Origin of the sequence: Actinomycetospora sp. CA-053990 (genome assembly GCF_050948445.1) — a bacterium.
GTDB classification, from domain to species: Bacteria; Actinomycetota; Actinomycetes; order Mycobacteriales; family Pseudonocardiaceae; genus Actinomycetospora; species Actinomycetospora callitridis.
Genome location: NZ_CP192043.1, coordinates 2,589,192 through 2,614,650 on the forward strand (window position 1 = coordinate 2,589,192; position 25,459 = coordinate 2,614,650).

Here is a 25,459-nt window from a genome sequence, read left to right on the forward strand (position 1 = left end):
GGGGCCGCGTCCGGTCCCCCTCACGGGCCACGGCGTCCCAGCCCCGCCTCGCGGGCCCGGACGATGGCCTCGGCGCGGTCGGCGACGTGGAGCTTCGTGAAGATCGCCGAGACCACGTTGCGGACGGTCTTGGGGGACAGGAAGAGCGCCGACGCGATCTGCGGGTTGGCGCGGCCGGCGGCGATGAGGTCGAGCACCTCGCGCTCGCGGGCGGTGAGCTCGGGGAAGACGTCGACCGAGGCGGCCCGCGGGGCGAGGAACTCGCCGACGCGGCGGGCCAGCGCCGGGCCGAAGATCGCATCGCCCTCGGCCACGGCGGTCACCGCCCGCACGATCTCGGCCTTCGTGGCGCCCTTGAGCAGGTAGCCCCGGGCCCCGGCGCGCAGGGCGGCGAAGAGGGTCTCGTCCTCCTCGCTCATGGTCAGGACGACGATGCCGACGCCCGGGTCGGCGTCGACGATCCGCCGGGTCGCGGCGATCCCGTCGAGGACCGGCATGCGGACGTCCATGACCACGACGTCGGGCCGCAGAGAGGCCACGGTCTCCACCGCGGCGGCGCCGTCGGTCGCGGTGCCCACCACCTCGAGCCCGTCCACCGTCGCGAGCAACCCGGCGAGGCCGTCGAGGTAGACGGGGTGGTCGTCGGCCAGCACCACGCGGATCACGTGACCTCCAGGGGCAGCTCGGCGGTGACGACGGTGCCGCCGTCGGGCGGGCAGGACACGGTGGTGCGTCCGCCGAGCTCGGCGGCCCGTTCGCGCAGCGACAGGGTCCCGACGCCCGCCACGACGTCGGTGGCCATCCCGCGCCCGTCGTCGGTGACGGTGACGACGAGCCGGTCGGGGCGGCGGTCGAGCACCACGGCGGCGCGGGTCGCCGCCGCGTGCCGCACGACGTTGGTCAGGGCCTCGGAGGCGATCCGGAACGCGGCGACCTCGACCGCCGCGGACAGCGCCCCGGGATCGCCGTCGACGTCGATCTCCAGACGGTCGCCCGAGAGCCGGCGTGCCTGGGTGCGCAGCGCCCCGAGCAGGCCGAGCTCGTCGAGCGCCGGCGGGCGCAGATCGTGCACGAGGCGCCGGACGTCGGTGAGCAGCGTGCCGATGTCGCCGACGGCCTGCTCGAGCACGGCGTCGGCGCGCTCCGGGTCGCGGGGAGCGAGGCCGCGGGCGGTCTCGATGCGCAGGGTCACGGCGCCGAGGCCGGGGCCGAGGCTGTCGTGCAGGTCGCGGCGCAGGCGGCGGCGCTCCTCCTCGCGGGCGGTGACGAGGTCGGCGCGGGCCTGTTGCAGGGACGCGGACAGGGCTCCGGCACGCGCGGCGGCCGCGGCCTGGCGCAGCAGGTCGCCGAGCAGGCGCTGGTCGGACTCCGAGAGCCGCCGGCCCTCGGCCACCGCCACGCGCCCGATCGTCTCGTCGCGGTAGCGGATGGGGAGCTCGACGGTGCGGTCGGCGGTGAGCCGGTCGGTGTGCCCGTGCTCGACGACCGCCCGGGCGCCGTCGGCGCGGTCGATCTCGACGCGGACGTAGGGCAGCTTGAACGCCTCGGCCACCGAGCGCGCGAGCGCCCCGAGCTGCTCGCCGGGCGCCACGGCCGTCTCGAGCGACCCGGCGAGGGTCGAGACGGCGGCGTAGGGGTCGTCCCGGGACCCGCGCGTGAGCCGCCGGGCGGCGCGCCAGAGCCGGGAGCGCAGCGGGGTGTAGAGCACGGCGACGACGGCCACCGCGAGCAGCGCCGAGTCCCGCCCGCCGAACGCGGCCCCGGCGACGAGCAGCACCAGGGCGTCCACGGCGAGCACCAGGAGGCCCAGGGCGACGGCGACGACCGTCGTCGGCAGCAGCCGGTCGATGTCGTAGAGGCGCTCGCGCACCACGGCGACGACGACGGCCCCGCACGTCACCGTGATCGCCGCGATCAGGGCGAGCGTCGGGACGGGCTCGCCGAACAGCAGGCCCACCCCGATCGCGAGGACGTCGACCAGCCCGGCCCACACCAGCCACCGCAGCTGCAGCCGCCGCCGCCCGGTGGCCCGGCGGTACCGGACGGCGACCACGACGAACGGCACCACCATGCTCAGGGGCAGCAGGAAGAAGGCGACGTCCAGGACCGCGGGCCAGATCGGCAGCGGGATCGAGTGCGGGTCGAGGTCGAGGGTGGCCTCCTGCGGGGAGAGCACGCCGCCGGCGCGTTCCCGGGGCACCGAGGAGGGGACGACCAGCAGCGTGACGGGGAGCAGCGCGGTGCCCGCCAGGCTGGCCAGCGCCACCGGACGCCCGACCCGGCCGCGCGGCAGCCGGCCGTCCGGGAACAGGAGCAGGACGAGCGGCAGGGCGAGCAGCAGGAAGGCCCCGTAGCGCGCGCCGATCGCGTAGGCGAGGGACGCGCCGGGCAGGGACGGGCTCAGCGAGGAGGCCTCGGTGAGCCAGCCGGCGGCGAGCGCCGTCGCCAGCCAGCCCGCGCCCGCGAGCGAGAGGACCCACCCCACCGGCCGCCCTCGGCGGTCCGCGCCGCGCAGCACGAGCAGCCCCGAGAACAGCAGCACGAGGCCGGGAACGATGTCGCTGGCGCCGCCGCCCTCGGCGAAGGTCAGGACGACGTCGCGATGGCGCACCTGCAGGGCGAGGACCACCACGGCCGCTGCGAGACCGACGAGCGCGGCCAGCCCGAGGGCGACGTCGCGGCGCCGGTTCGTCGTCCGGGGCGCCGGCGGGGCGGGGTCCGCGACGGGGTGCGCGGTGTCCTCGGCCGTCGCTCGCACACCGGTGATCGTCCCAGGTGGGAGGGCCGGTTGTCCCCGGGTCGCGGTCCCGAGTGGTGTCCCGAGTGGGTCCCGAGTGGTGTCCCGACCGGCCGGGACATCGACGGGACCGGAGCGGGGCGCGCGGCCCTGCCGGACCGGGACGGCCGCCGCCCAGGGTTCTCCCCATGACCCCGGCCGACCGCCCCGCCGCCCCGACCGACCGCTTCTCCCGGGAGCCCGCCATGACGACCGTCCGCACCACCCCCGCCCGCGTCCGGACCGACGCCGCCCTCGCCGCTCACGCTGCTCCCGTTGTTGCCCCGACCGAGCCCCGTCCGGGTCCTGGGAGCCCGGAGGCCCGCGCGGGCACCGGCGCGATTCGGGCCCTGGGCGTCGGCCTGGCCGTCGGGGCCACCGCCTACGCGATCCCGTTCATGATCTTCGGCGGTCAGGAGACGGGCATCGGCCGCTTCATGATCGACCTGAGCGGGGTGTTCTTCCAGCTCGGCGTGTTCTGCCTGCTCGCCGCGATGTGGCGCACGCGGGCCACCGGCACGACGCGTCTCGCCCGCTCCATGATCGTCGTGGAGTCGGTGGTCCTCGGCGTGGCCACGGTCCAGTCGCTGCTGACCCTGCCCGCGATGGGCGGCGAGTGGAGCACCGCGGCGACCGTGCTCGACCCGTTCTGGCCGCTGTCGATGCTCGGCATGGCGGTCCTGGGCGTGAAGGTCGCCGTGGCCGGCCGCTGGCGCGGCGCGCTGCGGGCCTGGCCCGTCGTCGCCGAGACCTGGGTCTTCGTGGCGCTGCCCGCGATGGCGCTGCTCGGCCCGACGGTCGGCTCGGTCGTCGCCGGCGGGCACTTCATCGTCGGCTACGGCGTGCTCGGGGTGCTGCTGGCCGTGCGCCCCGACCTGACGACCCGCGGCTGAGCGTCTCCCCGTTCCGGCCGAAGGTGCCCTTCGCCCGCGTCGAGCGGGCGAGGGGCACCTTCGCGCGTGTCACGTTCCCGTCGGCGCCGGCGGGGGAATCCGGTGGCCATGGAGTACCGCACGCTCGGACGGTCGGGACTGAAGGTCTCGACGATGACCATGGGCACGATGACCTTCGGCGGCAAGGGCGGGTTCTCCAAGCTCGGCGCCACCGACGTCGAGGGCGCCACCCGCCAGATCGACCTGTGCGTCGACCACGGCGTCAACCTCGTCGACACCGCCGACATGTACTCGGCGGGCGTGTCCGAGGAGATCGTCGGCCAGGCCACCAAGAACCACCGCGACGACCTGTTCCTGGCGACCAAGTGCCGCTTCCCGATGGGTGACGGGCCCAACGACGCCGGCGCGTCGCGCCAGCACATCGTCAAGAGCGTCGAGGACAGCCTGCGCCGCCTCGACGTGCAGCACATCGACCTCTTCCAGCTGCACGGCTGGGACGGCGTGACCCCGCTCGAGGAGACCCTCGAGGCGCTGGACACCCTCGTGAGCAAGGGCAAGATCCGCTACATCGGCTGCTCGAACTACTCGGCCTGGCACATCATGAAGGCGCTCGGGGTCTCGGAGCGCCACGAGTTCCAGCGCTTCGTCTCCCAGCAGATCCACTACACGCTGCAGGCCCGCGAAGCCGAGAACGAGCTGGTCCCCGTCTCGATCGACCAGGGTCTCGGCATCCTCGTGTGGAGCCCGATCGCCGGCGGCCTGCTCTCGGGCAAGTTCCGCCGCGGCCAGGACGACCCCGAGACCTCGCGCCACCTCGGCGAGTGGTCCGAGCCGCCGGTGCACGACCGCGAGCGCCTCTACGACATCATCGAGGCGGCCGCCGAGGTCGGCGACGCCCACGGCGTCTCGGTCGCGCAGGTGGCCAACGCCTGGCTGCTGCGCAAGCCGGGCGTCACCTCGCTGGTCGTCGGTGCCCGCACCGAGGAGCAGCTCGCCGACAACCTCGCCGCGGCCGAACTCGCCCTGACCGACGACGAGGTCGCCCGCCTCGACGAGGTCAGCGCGACGCCGCTGCTCTACCCCTACTGGCACCAGAAGAACACGATCACCGACCGGCTCTCGCCGGCCGACGCCTCGCTGCTGGGCTGAGGTCGGCCTCCTGGTGCCACCTCCGCCCCGGCGCGACACTGGGGCGGAGGACCCACCGGGGGGAGCATCGTCGATGTCGCACCAGGTCACGCCGTCGTCGGTGCCCGGCAGCTGACGATGGGCGCCGCGAGCGGTGCGCTGGTCGGTCGGGCCCGTGAGCTGGAGCTCCTGGAGGGCTGGCTCGACGCGGCGCGCGCCGGCTCGGGGCGTCTCGTGCTCTGCGCGGGCGAGCCCGGGATCGGCAAGACCCGGCTGGCCCAGGAGCTCGCGGGCCGGGCCCTCGCGCGCGGCACGGCCGTCGCCTGGGCGCGCTGCGCGGAGGCGACGGGGGCGCCCGCGTTCTGGCCGTGGCGCCAGGTGCTGCGCAGCATCGGTGCGGACGTCGACGTGCTGGCGGGCGATGCGCCGTCGCCCGAGGACCGCTTCCGGGTCGTCGAGGACGTCGTCGCCGCCCTGCACGCGGCGGGGGAGCCCGACGGGCTCGTGGTCGTCGTCGACGACATCCACCGCAGCGACGAGGCCTCCCTGGACGTCCTGCGCCACGCCGCGACAGCGGTCACCGGGGCCCGCGTGCTGTTGGTCGCCGCCTACCGGGATGCCGAGCCGGGCAGCCTGCTCCCGCGGATGCTGCCGGACCTCGCCGGCGCCCCTGGCGCCGAGCGGCTCGACCTGCGCGGCTTCGACCTCGACGAGGTCCGCACCCAGCTCGGCGCCGGCACCGACGACGCGACCGACGACGCCACCGCGCGGACCGTCCTCGACGTCACGGGCGGGAACCCGCTGTTCGTCCGCGAGATCGCGCGGGCGATCGCCGACGGCTCGTGGCGATCCGACCGGCCCCCGCGCACCGTGCTCGACGTCGTCGCCGCCCGCCTCGACCGCCTCGGGCCCGACGGCCGCCGCCTCGTGCAGACCGCAGCGGTCGCCGGGCGGGACTTCACGCTCCCGCTCGTCGCCGCCGCGCTCGACGAGCCGGTGGCGGCGTGCCTCCCGTGGCTCGACGAGGTGCGGGCGCACGGGCTGGTCGACGAGGTCGGGACCGGCGAGTACCGCTTCGTCCACGCCCTGACCCGCGACGCCGTCGAGGCCTCGCTGACCACCGGCGAGCGGCTGACCCGGCACCGTGCGGTCGCCGAGGCCATCGAGGCCCGGCACGCCGGGGATCTCGCCGAGCACCTCGCCGACATCGCCCGGCACTGGCGCGAGCTGGCGCCCCACGGCGAGTCCGACCGCGCCCGCACGTGGACGGTCCGGGCGGCCGAGGACGCCGTCGCGCGCCTCGCTCCGGAGGAGGGCGCCCGGCTCTACGAGGCCGCGCTCGCGATCGCACCGGGCCCGTCGGAGGTCGTGCGGAGCGAGCTCCGGGCCGCGCTCGGGCGGGCGGCCCAGGCCGCCGGCGACCTGGGCACCGCGGTCGCCGCCGTCGAGGCCGCCGCGAGCGCAGCCCGGGCCGCCGGGCGGCCGGACCTGCTGGCCGAGGCCGCGCTCGTCCTCGACGCGGTCCCGGACCCGTCGGTCGACGCCGTCGCCGAGCAGCTCACGGAGGAGGCGCTGGCCGACAGCCCCGGGGGCCCGCTCCGCGCCCGCCTCCTCGCGCGACGCAGCCAGCTCGCGTTCTACGACGGCGACCAGGACCGCGTCGGTGCCCTGAGTACCGCCTCGCTCACGCTGGCCCGGGCCACCGGGGACGACGGCGCGCTGGCGGCGGCGCTCCGTGCCCGCCACGAGGCCTGCCCGGGACCGGCCGGCCGTGCCGAGCGCGCGGAGCTCGCCACCGAGATGATCGCGCTGGGCCGACGCACCGGGAGTGCCCGCACCGCCATGTGGGGCGAGCTGTGGAGGATCGACACGCTCGTCGAGAGCGGACGGCTGCGCGAGGCCGCCGACGAGCTCCCGGTCCTGGGGGGCGTGGTCGACCGGGTCGGCGGGCCCGTCCCGGCCTGGCACCTCCACCGGGTCGCCGCGTGTGTCGCGCAGGCGCAGGGTCGCTTCGAGGACGCCGCGGCCGCCGCCGCCCAGGGGTTCGCGCGGATGCGGCCGGTGGAGCCGGCCCCGGCGAGCGGCGCGTTCTTCGGGCTCCAGGTCGCCCTGGCCCGCCACGTGGGCGTGCGTCCGGAGGCCCAACGCTTCCTGGACCAGGACTTCGACCCGCCGCCGCGCTTCCGGACCCAGATGCGGATCGCGCGGGCGACCCTCCTGCTGGCCGCCGGTCGGCGGGACGAGGCGGCGGCCTCCTACCGGCGGGCGGGGGCGCTCGCGACCTGGTCGCTGCCCGTGTTCTTCGTGGTGTCGATGCAGGCCTCGGCGGCGGCGCTCTGCGGGGAGCTCGGCCTGGACGACGATCTGGCCGTCCTGCTCGAGGGCCTCGAGCGGTGGCGAGGCGGTTTCGCCGCGGGCACCGGGGTGTTCTTCCTCGGTCCCGTCGAGCTGACCCTCGGCCGTGGTGCCCTGGACCTCGGGCGGTTCGACGACGCGGTCGAGGACCTCGACGCCGCGGTGGCGACGGCCGACCGCGCCGGGGCGGCGGGGTTCGTCGCCGAGGCGCAGTACCACCTCGCGCTCGCGCTGCACGGGCGCGGCGCGCCGGGCGACCACGACCGCGCCGCCGTCACCGCGCGGGAGGCCGACCGGCTCGCCCGCGCCCTCGGCATGGCGGCCTGGGTCGACCGCACGACGGCACTGGCGGACCGGCTCCGGCCGGCGCGGCACCACGACCTGAGCCCGCGGGAGGCGGAGGTGGCCGCCCTGGTCGCCGAGGGCCTGACGAACCGCCAGATCGCGAGCCGTCTCGTCGTCTCCGAGCGGACGGTCGAGAGCCACGTGCAGCACGTCCTCGCCAAGCTCGGTGTCGCCTCCCGCAGCGGTGTGGCCGCCCGCGTGGTGCGTGACCGGACTCCGTAGCGGGCTCCGTGGTTCACCGGATGTCCGGTGTGCCCGGCGTCCCTAACGTCGTCCGCGCGGCCGACCCCGGCCGCCGGAGACGAGGAGGACCCCATGTCCTGGATGCTGATCGCGACCCCACCGCTGCGGAGCGTCGAGCAGTTCGACGCGGTCACCGCCGACGCCGGCACGCCCGACGGGATGGAGGGTCGGTGGTGCGGACGCACCGAGAACGGGGACCTGCGGGTCGTCACGCTGTGGACCTCGCGGGAGGACGCCGAGCGCTTCCTGTCCGAACGGCTCGGGCCCGCGTTCGCGCGCCTGCTCGGGCCGGAGCCGGCCGGACGGCCCGAGGTCCTGGGTCTCGAGGTGCTCCGGAGCTGGGTCCCGACACCCGTCGGCTGACCGGCCTCCTCCCCGACCACACTCCGCAATCGGTCATCCTGGTGGGAGTCGAGGCGGGAGGTGGCAGGTGGCGTCGGGTGGCCGGAGCGCGAAGCTCGCGCAGCACGAGCAGAACAAGCGCACGATCGTCGAGCTGACGGCCTGGATCACGGTCGCCGCCGCCATGCTGGTGGTCGGCCTGCACGCGGGGATCTCGGCGTCCTCCACCGCCGCCGACGTCCCGCGGGTCACGACGGCCGAGTACCGCTGAGCGCTCACCCGTGATCGAGCTCTGGAACGTCTCGCGCGCCCTCGGGCTCGTGTCCCTGCTGCTCATGGGCGTGGTGCTCGCGCTCGGCGCGCTGCACAACACGTCGATGAGCAGGGCCGCCGCGAAGGCCATGCCGCGCTTCGTGCTCGTGGCGCTACACCGGAACCTCGCGCTGATCACCGTGGTGTTCGTCGCGCTGCACGTCGTCGCCGTGCTCGTGACGCCGTACCTGCCGCTGCGCTGGTTCCACGTCGTCGTCCCGGGCACGGCGTCGTTCAACCCGTGGCCGGTGGGCCTCGGGGCCGTCGCGCTCGACCTGCTGCTCGCCGTCGTGATCTCGAGCTCGCTGCGCCGCTACCTGTCCAAGCGCGCGTGGCTCGTCGTGCACTGGACCTCGTACGTCTGCTTCCCGGTGGCCGTCGCGCACGCGGTGGTCAACGCGTCGTTCCGGGGCGGCACCTGGTGGACCCTCGTGGTCCCGCTCCTGGCGAGCGCGCTGGTCGTCGCGGGCCTGCTCTACCGGCGGGCCTCGCGACGCCGGGCCGCCGCCGACGTCCCGCTGGCCGACCGCGGCCGCACCGACCCCGCCGAGGCCCGGCGCGCGGCCGACCACGCCACCGGCGCCCAGCCCGTGGTGCGGGAGATGCGCGTGGTCCCCCGGGCGGCGCCCTCACCGGCCCCGGGGTCGCCCGCCGAGGACGAGGCGCGGACCGAGACGCTCGGCGGTCCGGAGGCCCCGACCGTCGCCCTGCCTCCGAGGCCGCGTCACCGCTGAGAGGAGCTCTCCATATCGATCTCTCGGGAGTGCCACCAGAGCTGTCCGTGACGCCGGCCCCGCCGGTCGCACTGACGACACTCCCGAGAGATCGAACTGGAGAGCCTCTGTCCGGTCGGGATGGCTTCGCCCGCCTCTGCTCCCCACCCTGACCTCGTGGACGCGGGTCAGGCCGGGCGGACCAGCAGCGCGACCGGGAAGCGGTCCAGGAGCGAACCCAGGGCGGGCGCGGAGCCGTCGACCGGCCGGCCGGTGACGACGTCGGTCCAGTCGTCCGCGGCGGCGGGCAGCGGCAGGACGGTGTCGCGCCACCCCCCGGACGCCTGCAGGCCGACCGGGAGACGGGTCGCGACGGCCACGAGCCGCTCGCGACCGGCCGGACCCCGCGGGCGAACGCGACGGCGTGCGACGCGGCCGGCCCGGAGGCGGGCAGCGGCGCGTAGCCGGTGAACAGCTCGGGGCGGAAGCGCCGCAGGCGCAGCGCCGCGGAGGTGACCGCGAGCTTCACCGCCGCGAGCTCGTCCGGGTCGTCGGCGTCGAGCGACGGCATCCAGCCGCCGTCGAGGCGCTCGAGCAGCCGGCGGCGCAGGTCGAAGTCGACGGGACGCCGGTTGTCGGGGTCGACGAGCGAGTACTCGAAGAGCTCGGTGCCCTGGTAGACGTCGGGGACTCCGGGCCCGGCGAGCTGCAGGAGCTTCTGGCCCAGCGCGTTCGACCGCCCGTGCCCGCCGATCGCGGCGACGAACGCCTCGATCTCCGCGACGGTCTCGGGGTCGCCGAGCACCTGCCCGGGCCACGCCGCGATCGCCTCGTCCACCTCGGGCACCGCGTCGACGTGCGAGGTGACGAGCTTCGCCTCCTTCGAGGCCTTCGTCAGGTAGCCCGCCAGGCGTTCCTCGGTGATCGGCCACGCCCCGAGCACCGACTGCCAGGCCAGCAGCTCCAGCGACGGCGAGGGGAGGGGATGGCGCGCCGAGGCCGTGCGCAGGAAGGCGCCCCACTCGGCGGTGAGCTCGCTGAGCACGGCGAGCCGCGCACGGACGTCCTCGGAGCGCTTGGTGTCGTGCGTCGAGAGCGTGGTCATGGTCGCCGGGGTCGCGGCGTCCCGGGCCGCGGCGCGGGCGTGGAACTCGCCGGCCGCGACGCCGAAGCGGTCGGGGGCCCCGCCGACCTCGTTGAGCGCGACGAACCGGTTCCAGCGGTAGAACGTGGTGTCCTCGACGCCCTTGGCGGTGACCATCCCGCTGGTCTGCTCGATGCGACGCGTCAGCGCGCCGTCGGGCTCGGCCAGCATGCCGGCGTGGATCGTGCGGACGATCCCGGCGAGCTCCGGGCGCGCCGTGGCCGCGGTGTCGGCCGCGCGGTCCAGCGACGACCGGCCCTCGGGCAGGTAGGAGCGGTAGACCGGGAACGAGCACAGGAGCTCCGCGACGGCGTCGCGCACCTTCTCGGGGTCGTCGTCGCCGGGCACCAGGGCCGCGATGCGCCGGACCTCGGCGACGAGGATCTCGTCGGTGACCAGGCGCCGCGCCGCGTGCTCGGTGGGGGAGAGGCCCTCGCGGACGCCCGTGTGCTCGGCGGTGACGGCGTCGACGAGCGCCTCGCCGCGCGGGTCGACGAACAGGCCGCCGATCTCGCGCAGCGCCTCGTAGCCCGTGGTGCCGTCGGCGGGCCAGGACAGGGGCAGCGTCTCGTCCGGACCGAGGATCTTCTCGACGAGCAACCAGGCTTCCTCGCCCAGGGCTGCGCGGAGGCGCCGCAGGTACGCGCCGGGCGCGGACAGGCCGTCGGGGTGGTCGATGCGCAGGCCGTCGAGCTGGCCGGCGGCACGCCAGCGCAGGACCTCGGCATGGGTGGCGTCGAAGACCGCCGGGTCGTCGACGCGGACCGCGGCGAGGTCGGAGACGTCGAAGAAGCGCCGGTAGGTCAGCTCGGCGTTGCCGCGCCGCCAGTGCACGAGCCGGTAGTGCTGGCGCTCGTGCACCTCCTGCGGAGAGCCGTCCCCGGTGCCGGGCGCCACCGGGTAGCGGTGCTCGTAGTACCGCAGCTCGCCGTCGACGAGCTCCAGCGCCGAGACGTCGTCGGGCGACCCGAGCACGGGGATCAGGAGCGGCTGCGAGAGGTCGGCGTCGTACCAGAACGCGTACTCCGAGTCGGGCCCGTCGCGCAGCAGCGACCACCACGACGGGTTGGCCTTGGGGACCGCGACGCCCATGTGGTTGGGCACGAGGTCGACGAGCACGCCGAGCCCCGCGGCCCGCAGGGTGGCGACGAGGTCGCGTCGCCCGGACTCGCCGCCCAGCTGGTCGTTGGCCCGCGTCGGGTCGACGACGTCGTAGCCGTGCGTCGACCCCGGCGCGGCCTGCAGGATCGGCGAGCAGTACAGGGCCCCGACGCCGAGGGACTCGAGGTAGTCGACGAGCCCCCGGGCGGCCGCGAAGTCCTGCGCGGGGGAGAGCTGCAGCCGGTAGGTGGACGACGGGATGCTCACGCCTGCTCCGTCAGATCGGTGCGCTGCATCAGCAGCATCGAACGCGCCGTGACCGTCAGGACGTCGCCCCCGATGTGCTCGGGGAGGTCCTCGGGCAGGCTCGGGGTCGCCCGGGTCTGGATCGTGCGGGCGGTGCCGACGACGACCTCGCCGCTCGTGGTGTCGAGCACGACGGCCCAGCGGTGCGGGAAGCCCTCGCCGGGCAGCGTGACGTCGACGTCCTCGTAGTGGGCGTTGAAGATCAGCATGAACGAGTCGTCGACGACGCGCTGGCCGCGGGCGTCGCTCTCGAGGATGCCGTCGCCGTTGAGGAACACCGTGAGCACGGCCGCCTCGCTCGACTCCCAGTCCTGGTCGGTCATCTCCTCGCCCGACGAGGTGTACCAGGCGATGTCGCGCTGGGCCTCGGTGTCCCCGGCGACCGGACGGATGGTGCGCCCGTTGAAGAAGCGACGGCGACGGAACACCGGGTGGGAGGCGCGCAGCTCGGAGACCCGGCCAGTGAAGTCCATCAGCTCCGAGTCGGACTTCTCCGGCGACCACTCCATCCAGGAGATCTCGGAGTCCTGGCAGTACCCGTTGTTGTTGCCGTACTGGGTGCGCCCGATCTCGTCGCCGTGCAGCACCATCGGCACGCCCTGGGACAGGAACAGCGTGGCCAGGAAGTTGCGGCGCTGGCGCTGCCGGAGCTCGCGGATCGCCTCGTCGTCGGTGGGGCCCTCGACGCCGTGGTTCCAGGAGTTGTTGTCGTCGGCGCCGTCCTGGCCGCCCTCGCCGTTGGCCTCGTTGTGCTTCTCGTTGTACGAGACGAGGTCGTTGAGGGTGAAGCCGTCGTGCGCGGTGACGAAGTTGATCGACGCGTACGGACGGCGACCGTCGTCCTGGTAGAGGTCCGACGAACCGGTGAGCCGGGCCGCGAACTCGCCCATGGTGCCCGGGGTCCCGCGCCAGAAGTCGCGGACGGTGTCGCGGTACTTGCCGTTCCACTCGGTCCAGCCGGGCGGGAAGTTGCCCACCTGGTAGCCGCCGGGGCCGACGTCCCAGGGCTCGGCGATGAGCTTGACCTGCGAGATCACCGGGTCCTGCTGGACGAGGTCGAAGAACGTCGAGAGCCGGTCGACGTCGTAGAACTCGCGGGCGAGGGTGGACGCGAGGTCGAAGCGGAAGCCGTCGACGTGCATCTCGGTGACCCAGTAGCGCAGCGAGTCCATGATCAGCTGCAGCGTGTGCGGGTGCCGGACGTTGAGCGAGTTGCCCGTGCCCGTGTAGTCCATGTAGTACCGCTCGTCGTCCTCGACGAGGCGGTAGTAGGCCTGGTTGTCGATGCCGCGCATCGACAGCGTGGGGCCCTGGTGGTTGCCCTCGGCGGTGTGGTTGTAGACGACGTCGAGGATCACCTCGATGCCCGCGGCGTGCAGGTCACGCACCATCGCCTTGAACTCCTGGACGTGCGCGCCCGGCGCCGGGCGCCCGGTGGCCGTCGGCGTCGCGTAGCCGTAGTGCGGGGCCAGGAAGGCGACGGTGTTGTAGCCCCAGTAGTTGCGCAGCCCGCGCTGGATCAACGCGTCGTCGTGGATGAACTGGTGCACCGGCATGAGCTCGATCGCCGTGATGCCGAGGCGCTGGAGGTGGGCGATCGTCGCCGGGTGGGCCACGCCGGAGTACGTGCCCCGCATCTCCTCGGGGACGTCCGGGTGCAGGTGCGTGAGCCCCTTGACGTGGGCCTCGTAGATCACGGTGTCGTGGTACGGCGTGTGCGGGGGGCGGTCGTCGTGCCAGTCGAAGAACGGGTTGATCACCACGGACTTGGGCACGTGGTGCGCCGAGTCGTCGTGGTTGACCTCGTCGGGGTCGTCGAAGTGGTACGAGAAGAGCGCCTCGTCCCACGCGTACGTGGTGCCGAGTGTGCCGTCGAGGGCCTTGGCGTACGGGTCGATGAGCAGCTTGTGGCTGTTGCAGCGCTGCCCCTGCTCCGGGTCGTACGGGCCCTCGACGCGGTAGCCGTAGCGCTGCCCCGGGACGATGCCCGGCAGGTAGCCGTGCCAGACGAACCCGTCCCGCTCCGGCAGGGCGACCCGGATCTCCTCGCCGGTCTCGTCGAACAGACACAGCGTGACGTGCTCGGCGACCTCGCTGAAGAGCGCGAAATTGGTGCCGGCCCCGTCGTAGGTCGCGCCCAGGGGGTAGGACGTGCCGGGCCAGGGCTGCATCAGGGCTTCCTCCGGGAGAACGGGGTGAGAGGGGAGACGCTGGACGGGGTGCCCGATGCGCAGGCCGAGAATACGGGGCACCCCCGACGGCGCCGACCGGCCGCGTGGACGCGCCGATACGATCCCGGGCGTGGCCACCGTCTTCACGAAGATCATCAACGGCGAGCTGCCGGGGCGTTTCGTCTGGTCGGACGACCGGGTGGTCGCCTTCCTCTCGATCAACCCCCTGGGGCCCGGACACGTGCTGGTGGTGCCGCGGGAGGAGGTCGACCAGTGGCTCGACGCCCCGGACGGCCTGCTCGAGCACGTCATGACGGTCGCGCGCGCCATCGGCTCCGTGATCCGGGACACCTGGTCGCCGCCGCGCGTGGCGCTCATGGTGGCGGGCTTCGAGGTCCCGCACCTGCACGTCCACGTGCACCCCGCCTGGGGCCTCGAGGCGTTCGACTTCAGCCAGGCCGAGAGCGACCCCGACCAGGGCGGGATGGACCGGGCCGCGGAGTCGATCCGCGCCGGGCTCCGCGCCGCAGGCCACGGATCCGCCGTGCCCGAGGCGTGACGCAGCTGGTGCTGGTCCGCCACGGCGAGCCGCTCGCGGCGACCGTCGAGCCCGGCGGGCCGGACGAGGGGTCGGCGCCGACCCCGGGCTCTCGGCCCAGGGCCGACGGCAGGCCGAGCGGTTCGCCGCGTGGCTCGCCGCGACGCCCGAGCGCGACGAGGTCACCGAGATCGTGACCTCGACGATGCGCCGGTCGCGCGAGACCGCGGACCCGGCGGTGCGCCTGCTCGGGGTCCCGGAGCCGGCGGCCGTCGAGGACCTCTGCGAGTTCGACCGCGGCCGGCCGACCTACCGCCCGGTGCACGAGCGCGACCCCGACGACGAGGACTGGAAGGCCATCCGGTCCGGCGTCTACCCGTCGTTCGTCGACGGGCCCGCCTTCACGTCGCGCGTGGTCGCGGCCCTCGACGCGATCGCCGCCCGCCAGGACCCGCGGGCCAGCGCCGTCGTCGTCTGCCACGCGGGCGTGATCAACACCTACCTCGCGATGATCCTCGGCCTGGAGCGCCCGCTGACGTTCCCGCTGCACCACACCTCGGTGTCCCGGGTGCTGGTCTCGCGCTCGGGGGCCCGCCGCGTCAGCTCGGTCAACGAGACCCAGCACGTCGAGGACCTGCGGTGACCGACGCCGAGCCGGCCCCCGACGTCGACCCCGACGTCGACCGGGACGTCGACCCGGACCGGCTCAGCCCCGAGCGGCTGCTGGCGTTCAGCGACGGCGTCGTCGCGATCGCGCTGACGCTGCTGGTGCTGCCGCTCGCCGAGCTCGTGCCCGAGGTCGAGGAGCCCACCGGCTCCGGGCTGGGCATCCTCACCGACAACCTCTCGCTGATCGGCAGCTTCGCCCTGAGCTTCGTCGTGATCGCGCGGTTCTGGGCCGCGCACCATCGGGTGTTCGACGGGGCGCGGCGGGTCGGCCCGGCGATCGTGTGGGTCAACACGGCCTGGCTGTTCACCATCGTCGTGCTGCCCTTCCCCACGGAGATGGTGGGGACCTTCCCCGCCGACCCGTTCACGCTGCGCTTCTACGTGCTCATGCTGTTCGTCAGCAGCGCGCTGCTGACGGTCATGACGGTGCTCATCGGGCGCACACGGGCCCCCGAGGAGCAGGCCCGGGCGCGGTACGCCGCGTCGGGGACCACGGCCGGCCTGCTGTTCGTGGTCCTCGTGGTGACGCTCGTGGCGCCGCAGTGGGGGTACTGGCCGCTGCTGCTGCTCTTCGCCACCGGACCCGTCGAGGGCGTCCTGCAGCGGGCGATCCAGCGCCGGCGGGCGTCGCGGAGCACCGTCACCCGCTCGTGACCCGCCGGTCGGTCCCCGTCCCTACGGTGGGGCTCCCGACCAGGTCCCGTCCCGGATCCCCCGAGGAGACGCCGTGCCCGTCACGCCCCCCACCCCGGAACAGCTGGCTGCGCTCGCCGCGCGCGACGGCCTCGGTCTCGACGAGGCCGGGCTCGCGGCCTTCGCGCCGCTGGTCGAAGGGTCGTTCGGCGCCTACGACCGCGTCGAGGAGCTCTGGGCCGCGCAGGCCCCGGCCACGCCGCAGCGGGAGTGGTCGTGGCCCGCCGAGGGCGAGAACCGGTGGGGCGCCTGGTACGCCCGCTGCCACATCGAGGGCGCCCCGGACGGCCCGCTGGCCGGTCGCACGCTCGCGGTCAAGGACAACACCGCCGTCGCCGGCGTGCCGATGGCCAACGGCTCGCGCCTGATCGACGGCTTCGTCCCGTCCCGGGACGCCACGGTCGTGACGCGCCTGCTCGACGCGGGCGTGACGGTGACGGGCAAGTCGGTCTGCGAGGACCTCTGCTTCTCCGGCGCCAGCCACACCTCGCACACCGGCCCGGTGCGCAACCCCTGGGACCCGAGCCGCATCACCGGCGGCTCCTCGAGCGGGAGCGCGGCGCTGCTCGCCGCCGGCGAGGTCGACCTCGCCACCGGGGGAGACCAGGGCGGTTCGGTCCGCATGCCCGCCGCCATGAGCGGGATCGTCGGCCACAAGCCCACCCACGGGCTCGTGCCCTACACGGGCGCCTTCCCCATCGAGGCGACGATCGATCACCTCGGCCCGATGACGCGCACCGTCGCGGACGCGGCGCTCGCCCTCGGGATCATGGCGGGACGGGACGGGCTCGACCCGCGCCAGCCCGACACGATCGCGCCGGTGGACTACCTGCGCGAGATCCAGCGGGGCGCCGAGGGCCTGCGGGTCGGGGTCGTCAGCGAGGGCTTCGGGCACGCGGGTCTGTCGGTGCCCGCGGTCGACGCCAGCGTGCGGGACGCGGTGGAGACCCTGACGCGGGCCGGCCTCACCGCCGAGGAGGTGTCGGTGCCGTGGCACCGGCACGCGTTCGACCTCTGGACCGTCGTCGCCACGGACGGCGTCGTCGCCCAGATGATCGAGGGCAACGGCTGGGGCATGAACTGGGAGGGCCTCTACGACCCGGACCTCATCGCGCACTACGGCCGGGCGCGCGCCGCGGGCGGGCACCTGTTCTCCGACACCGTGAAGATGGTGACCATGGCCGGCCGGCACGCCCTGGCCACCGAGCACGGCCGGCACTACGCGATGGCGCGCAACCTCCTGCCCGCCGCCCGCGCGGGCTACGACGCGGCGCTCGCGCAGTACGACGTGCTGGTGATGCCCACGGTGCCGATCCTCGCCACGCCCATCGTCGCCGACGACGCCCCGGTGGCCGAGGGCGTCGCCCGGGCCCTGGAGATGATCGTCAACACGGCCCCGACCGACGTCACCGGCCACCCGGCGACGTCGGTGCCCGCGGCCCCGGCCGACGGTCTGCCGGTCGGGCTGATGATCATCGGACGCCAGTTCGACGACGCCACCTGCCTGCGCGTCGCCCACGCCTTCGAGCAGGCGGTCGGCGGGTTCCCGTCGCCGCCGGTGGCCGCATCGGCGGTGCCCGCGGGCTGACCGGGGTCCGCGCGAAGGGCACCTTCGGCCGGATAGAGCGGCCAGGGGTGCCCTTCGCCCGGACGGGGACCGCGCCAGCCCTACTGCAGGTAGTCGTGCACCTGCTTCCCGGTCGCCGAGCCCGCGTCGCCCCCGTACTCGCTGCCCGCGCGGCGGCGGCGCAGCGCGTCCCACAGCTGGTCGAGCTGCTCCTCGATCTGGGCCAGGCGCGCCCGGTCGTCGGCGGTGATCGCCTCGCCGTGCGCCCGCAGGCGGTGCTCCTCGTCCACGAGCGCGTGGATCGTGTCCAGGGTGTCGTCGGCCATGCCGGCGAGCCTAGTCAGCTGCGCACGAGGGCGACGAGATCCCGCACCCGCGCGTGCGGGAGGTAGGCGCGCCCGATGCCCAGGCCGACGCGCGGGAGGTCCGCCTCGTCGCGGTAGACGAGGAACATCGGCTCGTAGCGCGGCTGGAACTTCGCCTTGAACGCGTGCAGCGAGCGGAAGCCGTAGTAGGGCTCGAGCAGCTCGCCCATGCGGTCGAGCACGCGGTCGAGGACGAGCTCGCCGTCCCCGGCGCCGTCCTCCTCGTCGCCGGCGCGGGCCAGCGGGGCGCCGGACAGGGAGATGAAGCGCGCGCCCTCGGCCTGGAAGGTCAGGCACGCCTGGGCGATGAGGTACTCGACGACCGCGCGGAACCCGTCCTGGCGTCGCCGCATCACGTCGAGGGTCCAGCCGACGACGGCGCCGTCGGGGCCGTACACCGGCAGCCACGAGGTGACCCCGTGGACGGTGCCCTCGGCGTCGACGGCGAGCCCGGTGCGCACCTCCGGATCGAGGGCCTCCTCGACCCCGCCGAGGGTGAAGCCCATCTCGGGCAGCCCCTTGTCGCCGACCCACTCCTCGGAGATCGCCCGGACCTGCGCCACGATCGCGCGCGGCTCCGTGGAGAGCGTGACCATGCGGTGCTCGATCCCCGCCTTGCCGGCCCGGTTGAACGAGCTGCGCACGTTCTGCCAGGCCTTGCCCTTGAACTCGAGCCCTTCGAGGTCGACGAGGGTGTCCTCGGCGACCTGCAGCGCGCGCCAGCCGGTGGCCCGGGCGTGCTCGGCGAGGGCCTCGGTGGTCGAGAACAGGCAGGGCACCCAGCCCGAGCGCTCGGCCGTGGCGCGGAACTCCTCGAGTGCGGTGGCGCGCTCGGCGGGCGCGACGATCGGGTCGCCGAGGGCCACCGCGACGCCGGCGTGCACCCGGTAGGCGGTGACCCCGCCCTCGGGGAGGTCCTCGTGGGCGAGGTACCGGTTCTCCGGCCAGGTCGTCATCCACGACAGGTTCGAGCCGCCGAGACGCTGCAGCGCCTCGCGGGCCACCTCCGGGCCCGACGCGCTGCCGCCCGACCGGCGCCGCAGACGGCGTCGCGAGGGGACGGCGAAGGCCGCGCGGCCGACGACGAGCCACACGAGCAGTGCGGCCCACAGCACCGCGTTGGGCACGAAGACCGCGAGGCCGACGAGCTCGAGCTGATCCATCTGGTCGGTGACCTGCGCGAACACGACGGCGCCGATCACGAAGAGCCCGACCAGCGTGTAGAAGGCCCCGAGGACCAGGCCGGCGATCCAGGCGATCCGGCGCCCGCGGCGCAGACCCTCGGCGAGCAGCAGCGAGATCACCACCGACACGACGGTCTCGATGACCGTGGAGTCCGACGCCGTGTCCCCGAGCGGGCCGACGACGGGCACCACGAGCGTCACCACGCGGATCGCGGCGATCGCGAGGAGGCCGACCGCGGCGACCTGCCGCCACTCCCGGCGTCCGTGCCCCCCGACGGAGGCGGACGAGTCGGCCGACGCCGACCCGGCGAGGCGGGAGCCCAGGGGCAGGCCCACGGCGAGGGCGAGGAAGTGCTCGACGTCGGCGAGGTGGCCCAGGAACAGCAGGCCGACGAACACCAGCAGGGCGAGCGCGAGCCGCAGCCGCAGCCGCCAGGGCGCGGGGACGGTGGCCGACGCGACGGCCACCACGGCGACGAGGCCGGCGGACAGGCCCGCGGTGAGCGACGTCGAGAGGTCGACCGCCCAGAGCCATCCCGTGGTGGCGAGGACGGCGACCAGCGCGAGGGTCACCAGCACCGCACCGATCTCGCCGGTGACGAGCACCGCGGCCGTGCGCCCGGACCCGAGGCGGCCCTCCGCCCAGAAGAGCGCCACCGCGGCGACCACCAGGAGCACGAGCGCGCTCACAGGGTGCAGCGCGACCAGGGGCGCGGTGAGGATCGTCCAGAAGTGACCGGCCTCCAGGGGCGGGAGGCCGGTGGCGACGGCGTCGGCCCACGTCCGGCCGGCCAGCGGGCTCCAGAACGCCCCCGTGGCGATGCCCGCGACGGCGAGCAGCAGCACGGTCGTCGCCGTCACCGGGCGGTGCCGCGTCCGGCGGGCGAGCTCGGTGGCACCGGCACGCGCACGGTCGGCGCGCGACGGGCCGGTCTCGGTCTCCGCCTCCGGCGGGGCCGTCACCGTCATGTGGGTCTCCTCGGGACGGTCACATTGAGCAACATGGTCGTCGCTCGTTGGGCTGAAGGGGTGAGTACTCCTCGCAGTGTCCGATGCGGACCGCCGTCTGACAATCCTCTGAGTGATCGAGACTCTCTCGACGCGGAGCGGTCGGACCGCCACGATCACCGCGTGGACCCCGACCGGCGTGATCGGCGCCTGCTCCTGCTCTCGGTGTGGGCGTCCGGGGCCTTCGCCCTCGTCTCCTCGGTGTGGGGCATCCTCAGCGGCTCGTCCATGATCGTCTTCGACGGCCTCTCGTCGTTCATCAGCATCGGGCTCTCGATCCTCGCGGTGATCGCGCTGCGCACCTCGCGGGCGGGCGCGGACGAGCGCTACCCCTGGGGTCGCGAGATCTGGGAGCCCGTCACCGTCGTCGTCAAGGCGATCGCGCTGGCCGGGCTGTGCGTCTACGCCGTGGTCGGCGGCATCTCCGACCTGATCGCCGGCGGCCGCGAGGTCTCCACGGGCTGGGCGCTGGCGTACGCGATCGTCGCCACCGTCAGCGGCGCCGTCGTCACCGTGCTGATGCGCCGGGGCGGGCGGTCCGACCTGGTGCGCGCCGAGGCCGCGGAGTGGTTCGGGGACACGCTGCTCTCGGTCGGGGTGCTCGTCGGGTTCGTCATCGCGATCGTGCTGGTCGGGATCGGGCGCCCCGACCTCGCGGCCTACGTCGACCCGGCGATGGTCGTCATCGTGTCCCTGCTGTTCCTGCGCATCCCGTTCCGGCTGGTCGGCGGCGGGATGCGCGAGATCCTCTCGATGTCCCCGCCCGAGGAGACCCGAGCCGCGCTGGACGAGGCGGTCGAGTCGGTCCGCGCGCGCTTCGGGATCGGGGAGGCGTTCCTGCGGGCGTCGAAGGTCGGCTCCCGCGTCGATGTGGAGGTGGACTTCGTGGTGGGGGAGGACTCGTCGGTGCGCACGGTGGCCGACGGCGACCTGGTGCGCCAGGCGCTGCACGACCGGCTCGCCGAGCTCGGGTACGAGCGCTCGGTGACCGTCGCGTTCACGACCGAGCGGCGGTGGGCGCTGTGACCGGCGTGCCGGTGGTGGTGCGCCTGCGCCGCCCCGAGGAGATGGTCACCGTCGACCCGGCGGGCCTGCTCGACGACGACGGGGACGACACGCGCACCGTGCCCGCGGTCGAGGAGATCCTCAGCGAGGTGCTCTCGCGCCGACGGGTCGGGCGCCGCGACCGGCTGGTGCTCGAGATGCCCGCGTCCGCCGCCGGCCCGGACGTCGCCGCGACGACGGCCCGCCTGGACAGGGCCCTGCGACGCTGGGCGCAGCGGCGCCTCGAGGGCGTCGAGCGCGAGGCGCACGTGCTCTACCGCCAGGGGCTCGCGTCGTTGCGGCCCGGCCTCCCGCTCTTCGTCATCGGCCTGCTGCTCTCGACCGACTTCCTCGCCCCGGACGTCCCGGAGTTCTTCCAGAACCTCCTGGGCAACGGCGTCTTCCTCGTCATCGCCTGGGTCGGGCTCTGGTACCCGCTCGACCTGCTGTTCTTCGCCCGGCTCCCGCTGCGACGGGAACGGCGGGCCCTCGACACCCTGCGCACGATGCCGGTCGAGATCCGGGTGCTCGCGCGATCGGGGTGAGTGCAGCGTCCGGGTGACGTCTGCGGCCGAACGGGGAGGGATGCTCGACCACGCAGCGTCGTCGGAGGATCCTTGCGGGCAGTTCATCACGGACCCCGGTGTCGAGGTCGGCCCATGCTCACCACACCGCACGACAACGCGTGGCTGGACCTCGTCGCGGACCTGGTCGCCCAGCCTCTGACGGCCTGGCCCGCCGAGGAGGTCGTCGAGCTCCTCGCCGGGACCTTCGACGCGCCGGCCGGGTCGTACTACGGCCAGGACGGCGACGTGATCGAGCAGCGGCCGTGGCCCGCGGACCTCGGCGGCGTCGACCGCGCGGAGATCGAGCGATGGACGATCGAGCAGGCGCCGCGGGAGCACCCGCTGCTGCGGTGGTACCTCGCGAGCGGGGACCCGCGGGCGATGCAGGTGGCCGACGTCCCCACGATGGTCGCGTCGGTCGGTCTGCAGGACCAGTGGCGGTCGCTGTGCGCCGAGTACCTCGGCGGGATGTCCTCCCAGATGGCCATGCCGCTGTGCCTGGGCCCGACGGCGAACCGCACGTTCCTGGTCGGGCGCGAGGACGACTACACCGTGCCGGAGGTGGCCCTCGCGCGCCGCATCCAGCGGCTGCTCACGGGCCTGGACCGCCAGATCGCGTGCTACGCCCGCTGGGTGCACCTGGTGGGTCCGTGTGCGCTGGAGGCGGCGAGCGCGGGCGGGCTGACGCCCCGGGAGTCCTCGGTGCTGGCCCTGCTCGCGTCGGGCCACACGGCGCGGGCGATCGCCCGCAGGCTCCACGTCGGCGAGCGCACCGTGCAGAAGCACCTCCAGCGCATCTACCGCAAGCTCGGGGCGGGCGACCGCCTCGTTGCCGTCCAGCGCGCGCAGCTGATCGGCCTGCTGCCGGCGCCGACGTAGGTCCTGGTACGTAGTTCCCGTCCCTTGGGCGGCCGCGGGGCGCGTGGGGTGATGGTGGTCCACCACACGGGGGAGGACCCATGCTCGCCACCACCGACATGCTGAGCCGGCTGACCGACGTGCGCGGCCGCATCGCGACGTGCCGCCGCGCGGTCGACGAGGACGCGGGCGCGTCGGTCGTCACCGCCGCCGTCGTCCGCGAGTTCGACACCAAGGCCGACAAGGCCATGGCGACCGCCGACGACGCCCGGCGCGACGCGATCATCGAGCTCGAGCAGGCCGCCGACAGCGCGCGGGTGGCGGCGAAGGCCGACCCCGACCTCGGCAGCGCGGCCCGCGACGCCGTGGAGGACGCCCACCTGGGGATCTGCATCCTCAAGACGGAGGTCTGAAGGGCTCGCTAGCGGTCGAGCATCGCCTCCTCGTAGTCGAGCTCGCGGAGCATCTCGCGCAGAACGCCCTCGTCGATGCGGCCCATGTCGCGGAAGCGCACGAAGGTGTCGCGCTCGGCGGTGAGCATCTCCCGGCGCAGGCGGGTGAACGCCACCGAGGGGGACTCGCCGATCTCCTCGTCGGAGCGCCCGAGGCGTTCCCACGCGCCGTTGGAGCGGTGCTGCGCCCAGGTGCGCAGCTGCTCGGTGACGTGCTGGGGGGTCGAGTCGTCGGAGAGGTCGTCCAGGCGGGACAGGGCGGCCTCGGCGGCGGCCTGCTTCACCGCGGCCTCGTCGAGCACGTCGCGCTGCCCGCCCTTGTCCTGCACGTGCAGGCGGCGGATGAGGGTGGGCAGCGTGAGGCCCTGCAGCAGCAGGGTGCCGACCGTGATGACGAACGCCACGAACACCACGACGTTGCGCCCCGGCATCCCGGGCGTCATCTCGTCGCCGACGGGGATCGCGAACGCCGCGGCCAGCGTCACCACGCCGCGCATGCCGGCCCAGGAGATGACGAACGGGCCCCGCCAGGGCAGCGCGGGTCCGGCCCGGCGCACCTTCGGCAGCACCCGTGGGAGGTAGATCGTCGGGAAGACCCAGACGAAACGGGCCAGGATCGTCACGACCAGCAGGGCGAGCGAGACGCCCAGGATGCGCCCGGCGTCCTCGCCCAGCCCGTCGACCACCACCCGCAGCTGCAGGCCGATCAGCGCGAAGACCAGCGCCTCGAGCAGCGTGTCGAGCGCCTTCCACACCGCCTGGTCCTGCAGGCGCGTCGCGTAGCCGGCTTCGGTGGCCTTGTGCCCGAGGTAGAGCCCGGCGACGACCACGGCGAGCACCCCGGAGGTGTGCAGCTCCTCGGCGAGCAGGTAGATCGCGAAGGGGACGAGCAGGCCGACCGAGCTCTCGAGCACGCCGTCGTGCAGGCGCATCCGGATGCGGTGCAGCACCCAGCCGAGCCCGGCGCCGAGGGCCACGCCACCGACCGCGGCCAGGGCGAACTCGCCGAGGCCCTCGAGGATCGTCACGCCGGTGCCGACCGTGGTCGTGGCGATCGCCACGGCGAGCATCACGCGGAAGAGCGTCAGCGCGGTGGCGTCGTTGAGCAGGCTCTCGCCCTCGAGGATCGTCATGAGCCGCCGCTGGAGGCCGAGCCGGCGGCCGATCGACGCCGCGGCGACCGCGTCGGGCGGGGCGACGACGGCGCCGAGCACGAGCGCGCTGGCCAGGGGCAGGTCGGGCACCAGCAGCCAGGCCGCGATCCCGACCACCGCGGTGCTGAACACGACGAGGCCGATCGCCAGCTGGCTGATCCGCTTCATGTTCTCGCGCAGGCGCAGCGTCGAGCTCTCCAGCGCCGCCGAGTACAGCAGCGGGGGCAGGACGAGGAAGAGCACGAGGTCCGGGTCGAGGGGCACCACCGGGATGCCGGGGACGAACGACATCGCGAGCCCCACCACCACGAGCAGCAGCGGCGCGGAGAGCGCGTAGCGGCGGGCGATCGCCGTGACGCCCAGGGCGATGACGAAGACGACGAGCAGCGCCCGGGGATCGGCCTCGGTCATGAGGCGTGCGGGCGCGGTTCCGGCGGGGTCCACGGGGCCGTGGCCTGCAGCACGGCCTCGGTCAGCGCCTCGGTGCGCAGGTGCGTCCCCTCCTGGTAGGCCGGATCCGCGACCATGTCGCTGAACGCCTGCCGGTCCGGGTAGCGCACCAGCAGCACGGCGTCCCAGGCCTGCCCGTCGTCGGCGACGAGCGCCGTGCCGCCGTCGCCCAGGTAGAGGATCTCGGCGCCGCGGTGCTCGGCGTGGGCGCGGAAGTGGGCGAGGTACGCGGCGTACGACTCGCGGCCACCCGGCCGGAACCGCAGCAGGTTGAGCATGACCACGGGACCACCCGGGTCGTCGGACAGGAACGTCTTGAGGTCACGTCCGCGCGGATCGACGGCCATCAGGGGTGTCCTTCCCGGGTGTGGACGCTGACCACGTAGCCCCCGCCGCGGTAGGGCTCCTCGCCCGCCCAGTCGGCGCTGCGGGCGGTCAGCTCGAGGCCGGCGGCCGCCGCGGCGGCGTCGTAGTCGGCCAGGGTGGGGAACCCGACGCCGTCGGGGAGGGTGAACGGCACGTGCTCGCCGTCGAGCCCGAAGCCGGCGACGAGCAGCCCGCCGGGCCGCAGGTGGCGTGCGAGCCCGGAGACGACCTCGGCGTGCGTGCCGGGGGTCAGCAGCGGCCACAGGTTGCCGGCGGCGACGACGGCGTCGACGGGGTGGTCGAGGTGCAGCGCTCCGGGCTCGCCGAGGTCGACCAGGCGCCAGTCGAGCTCGGGTGCGAGGGCGCGGGCCTCGTCGAGCATCGAGGCGTCGAGGTCGACGCCGACCACCCGGTGGCCGAGCCGGGCGAGCCGGATCGCGACGCGCCCGGTGCCGCAGCCGGCGTCGAGGACGTCGCCCGGCCGGCCGAGCTTCTCGCGGAGCAGGGCGTCGACGCGCCGGGCCTCCCCGTGCAGGTCCTGGCCCTCGCGCTCGAGCGCGGCGAACCGCGCGGCATAGCCCGGTCCGGCCGTGCCACCGGTGACGGCGAGCCAGGGATTGACGGGCACCGGCACACTCTAGGGCCGTCGGGGCCCTCCGATGCCCGGACGTGTGGCGTACGGCGCCGCCGCGCCCGTATGCGTATGTGTGCATGTA

At 74.6% G+C, this 25,459-nt stretch carries 21 protein-coding genes and 2 pseudogenes; 14 read left to right on the forward strand and 9 right to left on the reverse strand.

The genetic code is table 11. From position 1 onward, the window contains the following. Nucleotides 1–20: 20 nt before the first annotated feature. Nucleotides 21–665, reverse strand: coding sequence for a response regulator (locus tag ACQPYN_RS13235; RefSeq protein WP_433037531.1), 645 nt, complete (start codon nucleotides 663–665; stop codon nucleotides 21–23). Next, nucleotides 662–2,758: a sensor histidine kinase gene (locus ACQPYN_RS13240; RefSeq protein ID WP_433037533.1), complete on the reverse strand. Its 2,097-nt coding sequence runs from the start codon at nucleotides 2,756–2,758 to the stop codon at nucleotides 662–664. The genes ACQPYN_RS13235 and ACQPYN_RS13240 overlap by 4 nt, the downstream gene beginning before the upstream one ends. A 167-nt stretch (nucleotides 2,759–2,925) precedes the next feature. Here ACQPYN_RS13240 and ACQPYN_RS13245 point away from each other — a divergent pair, with 167 nt between their 5' ends. From ACQPYN_RS13245 to ACQPYN_RS13270, 6 genes are all read left to right on the forward strand, one after another. After that, nucleotides 2,926–3,669 carry a hypothetical protein gene (locus tag ACQPYN_RS13245; protein ID WP_433037536.1) on the forward strand — a complete coding sequence of 248 codons (744 nt, stop codon included), beginning with the start codon at nucleotides 2,926–2,928 and terminating at the stop codon, nucleotides 3,667–3,669. Between the two features lie 108 nt (nucleotides 3,670–3,777). Continuing rightward, on the forward strand, nucleotides 3,778–4,818 hold the full coding sequence (locus ACQPYN_RS13250) for an aldo/keto reductase (protein WP_433037539.1): 1,041 nt from the start codon (nucleotides 3,778–3,780) through the stop codon (nucleotides 4,816–4,818). A 117-nt stretch (nucleotides 4,819–4,935) separates the two neighbouring features. Beyond that, nucleotides 4,936–7,719 carry an ATP-binding protein gene (locus ACQPYN_RS13255; protein WP_433037541.1) on the forward strand — a complete coding sequence of 928 codons (2,784 nt, stop codon included), beginning with the start codon at nucleotides 4,936–4,938 and terminating at the stop codon, nucleotides 7,717–7,719. A gap of 93 nt (nucleotides 7,720–7,812) precedes the next feature. After that, nucleotides 7,813–8,103, forward strand: coding sequence for a hypothetical protein (locus tag ACQPYN_RS13260; RefSeq protein WP_433037544.1), 291 nt, complete (start codon nucleotides 7,813–7,815; stop codon nucleotides 8,101–8,103). A 67-nt stretch (nucleotides 8,104–8,170) separates the two neighbouring features. Then, entirely contained in the window at nucleotides 8,171–8,353 is a 183-nt protein-coding gene (locus ACQPYN_RS13265) for a hypothetical protein (protein WP_274191793.1), read from the forward strand. A gap of 10 nt (nucleotides 8,354–8,363) precedes the next feature. Further along, nucleotides 8,364–9,128 (forward strand): ferric reductase-like transmembrane domain-containing protein, encoded by a 765-nt coding sequence (locus tag ACQPYN_RS13270; protein ID WP_433037547.1) that lies wholly within the window; start codon nucleotides 8,364–8,366, stop codon nucleotides 9,126–9,128. A gap of 436 nt (nucleotides 9,129–9,564) precedes the next feature. Here the strand turns inward: ACQPYN_RS13270 and treY are convergent. Together treY and glgX are read right to left on the reverse strand one after the other, a co-directional pair. Further along, a pseudogene (gene treY / locus ACQPYN_RS13275) lies at nucleotides 9,565–11,619 on the reverse strand (malto-oligosyltrehalose synthase); the annotation flags it as partial. After that, nucleotides 11,616–13,829 (reverse strand): glycogen debranching protein GlgX, encoded by a 2,214-nt coding sequence (glgX, locus tag ACQPYN_RS13280; protein ID WP_433037550.1) that lies wholly within the window; start codon nucleotides 13,827–13,829, stop codon nucleotides 11,616–11,618. The pseudogene treY and the gene glgX, both read right to left, overlap by 4 nt. Before the next feature lie 130 nt (nucleotides 13,830–13,959). Here glgX and ACQPYN_RS13285 point away from each other — a divergent pair, with 130 nt between their 5' ends. The 4 genes and pseudogenes from ACQPYN_RS13285 to ACQPYN_RS13300 all read left to right on the forward strand — a co-directional run bounded on the left by ACQPYN_RS13285 (nucleotide 13,960) and on the right by ACQPYN_RS13300 (nucleotide 17,317). Beyond that, complete coding sequence (locus ACQPYN_RS13285) at nucleotides 13,960–14,388, forward strand: HIT family protein (protein WP_433037552.1); 429 nt, start codon at nucleotides 13,960–13,962, stop codon at nucleotides 14,386–14,388. Nucleotides 14,389–14,470: 82 nt separating this feature from the next. Then, nucleotides 14,471–15,010, forward strand: a pseudogene (locus ACQPYN_RS13290) (histidine phosphatase family protein); the annotation flags it as partial. Beyond that, nucleotides 15,007–15,690, forward strand: a complete 684-nt coding sequence (locus ACQPYN_RS13295; RefSeq protein WP_433037555.1) for a TMEM175 family protein — start codon at nucleotides 15,007–15,009, stop codon at nucleotides 15,688–15,690. The pseudogene ACQPYN_RS13290 and the gene ACQPYN_RS13295, both read left to right, overlap by 4 nt. A gap of 73 nt (nucleotides 15,691–15,763) precedes the next feature. Continuing rightward, nucleotides 15,764–17,317 (forward strand): amidase, encoded by a 1,554-nt coding sequence (locus tag ACQPYN_RS13300; protein WP_433037557.1) that lies wholly within the window; start codon nucleotides 15,764–15,766, stop codon nucleotides 17,315–17,317. 80 nt (nucleotides 17,318–17,397) lie between these two features. Here ACQPYN_RS13300 and ACQPYN_RS13305 read toward each other — a convergent pair whose 3' ends face one another. Together ACQPYN_RS13305 and ACQPYN_RS13310 are read right to left on the reverse strand one after the other, a co-directional pair. Beyond that, the gene (locus ACQPYN_RS13305; RefSeq protein ID WP_433037560.1) at nucleotides 17,398–17,622 is read right to left on the reverse strand and encodes a DUF2630 family protein; all 225 of its coding nucleotides are present in this window, start codon (nucleotides 17,620–17,622) and stop codon (nucleotides 17,398–17,400) included. Nucleotides 17,623–17,636: 14 nt separating this feature from the next. Continuing rightward, nucleotides 17,637–19,814, reverse strand: a complete 2,178-nt coding sequence (locus ACQPYN_RS13310) for a bifunctional lysylphosphatidylglycerol flippase/synthetase MprF (RefSeq protein ID WP_433037562.1) — start codon at nucleotides 19,812–19,814, stop codon at nucleotides 17,637–17,639. A 162-nt stretch (nucleotides 19,815–19,976) separates the two neighbouring features. Between ACQPYN_RS13310 and ACQPYN_RS13315 the strand changes: the two genes are divergently transcribed. From ACQPYN_RS13315 to ACQPYN_RS13330, 4 genes are all read left to right on the forward strand, one after another. Then, nucleotides 19,977–20,879: a cation diffusion facilitator family transporter gene (locus ACQPYN_RS13315; RefSeq protein WP_433037564.1), complete on the forward strand. Its 903-nt coding sequence runs from the start codon at nucleotides 19,977–19,979 to the stop codon at nucleotides 20,877–20,879. Continuing rightward, nucleotides 20,867–21,442, forward strand: a complete 576-nt coding sequence (locus ACQPYN_RS13320) for a hypothetical protein (protein ID WP_433037567.1) — start codon at nucleotides 20,867–20,869, stop codon at nucleotides 21,440–21,442. The genes ACQPYN_RS13315 and ACQPYN_RS13320 overlap by 13 nt, the downstream gene beginning before the upstream one ends. Nucleotides 21,443–21,556: 114 nt before the next feature. After that, the gene (locus tag ACQPYN_RS13325) at nucleotides 21,557–22,342 is read left to right on the forward strand and encodes a helix-turn-helix domain-containing protein (protein ID WP_433037570.1); all 786 of its coding nucleotides are present in this window, start codon (nucleotides 21,557–21,559) and stop codon (nucleotides 22,340–22,342) included. Nucleotides 22,343–22,422: 80 nt separating this feature from the next. After that, complete coding sequence (locus tag ACQPYN_RS13330; RefSeq protein WP_433037572.1) at nucleotides 22,423–22,734, forward strand: hypothetical protein; 312 nt, start codon at nucleotides 22,423–22,425, stop codon at nucleotides 22,732–22,734. 8 nt (nucleotides 22,735–22,742) lie between these two features. On the opposite strand, the gene ACQPYN_RS13335 is transcribed toward ACQPYN_RS13330, so the two are convergent. The 3 genes from ACQPYN_RS13335 to ACQPYN_RS13345 are packed head-to-tail and all read right to left on the reverse strand — an operon-like array spanning nucleotide 22,743 to nucleotide 25,371. Further along, nucleotides 22,743–24,371 (reverse strand): Na+/H+ antiporter, encoded by a 1,629-nt coding sequence (locus ACQPYN_RS13335; RefSeq protein ID WP_433037575.1) that lies wholly within the window; start codon nucleotides 24,369–24,371, stop codon nucleotides 22,743–22,745. Further along, complete coding sequence (locus tag ACQPYN_RS13340) at nucleotides 24,335–24,724, reverse strand: DUF1330 domain-containing protein (protein ID WP_433037577.1); 390 nt, start codon at nucleotides 24,722–24,724, stop codon at nucleotides 24,335–24,337. Before ACQPYN_RS13340 ends, ACQPYN_RS13335 begins: the two co-directional genes overlap by 37 nt. Then, on the reverse strand, nucleotides 24,724–25,371 hold the full coding sequence (locus tag ACQPYN_RS13345; RefSeq protein WP_433037579.1) for a class I SAM-dependent methyltransferase: 648 nt from the start codon (nucleotides 25,369–25,371) through the stop codon (nucleotides 24,724–24,726). The genes ACQPYN_RS13340 and ACQPYN_RS13345 overlap by 1 nt, the downstream gene beginning before the upstream one ends. Between the last annotated feature and the right edge of the window lie 88 nt (nucleotides 25,372–25,459).

What these genes read in the sequence shown, in the direction of transcription:
- ACQPYN_RS13245 (WP_433037536.1), top strand. Translation starts at nt 2,926, where the DNA reads ATGACCCCGGCCGACCGCCCCGCCGCCCCGACCGACCGCTTCTCCCGG.
- ACQPYN_RS13310 (WP_433037562.1), bottom strand. Translation starts at nt 19,814, where the DNA reads ATGACGGTGACGGCCCCGCCGGAGGCGGAGACCGAGACCGGCCCGTCG.
- ACQPYN_RS13325 (WP_433037570.1), top strand. Translation starts at nt 21,557, where the DNA reads ATGCTCACCACACCGCACGACAACGCGTGGCTGGACCTCGTCGCGGAC.
- ACQPYN_RS13260 (WP_433037544.1), top strand. Translation starts at nt 7,813, where the DNA reads ATGTCCTGGATGCTGATCGCGACCCCACCGCTGCGGAGCGTCGAGCAG.
- ACQPYN_RS13255 (WP_433037541.1), top strand. Translation starts at nt 4,936, where the DNA reads ATGGGCGCCGCGAGCGGTGCGCTGGTCGGTCGGGCCCGTGAGCTGGAG.
- ACQPYN_RS13340 (WP_433037577.1), bottom strand. Translation starts at nt 24,724, where the DNA reads ATGGCCGTCGATCCGCGCGGACGTGACCTCAAGACGTTCCTGTCCGAC.
- ACQPYN_RS13305 (WP_433037560.1), bottom strand. Translation starts at nt 17,622, where the DNA reads ATGGCCGACGACACCCTGGACACGATCCACGCGCTCGTGGACGAGGAG.
- ACQPYN_RS13330 (WP_433037572.1), top strand. Translation starts at nt 22,423, where the DNA reads ATGCTCGCCACCACCGACATGCTGAGCCGGCTGACCGACGTGCGCGGC.
- glgX (WP_433037550.1), bottom strand. Translation starts at nt 13,829, where the DNA reads ATGCAGCCCTGGCCCGGCACGTCCTACCCCCTGGGCGCGACCTACGAC.
- ACQPYN_RS13250 (WP_433037539.1), top strand. Translation starts at nt 3,778, where the DNA reads ATGGAGTACCGCACGCTCGGACGGTCGGGACTGAAGGTCTCGACGATG.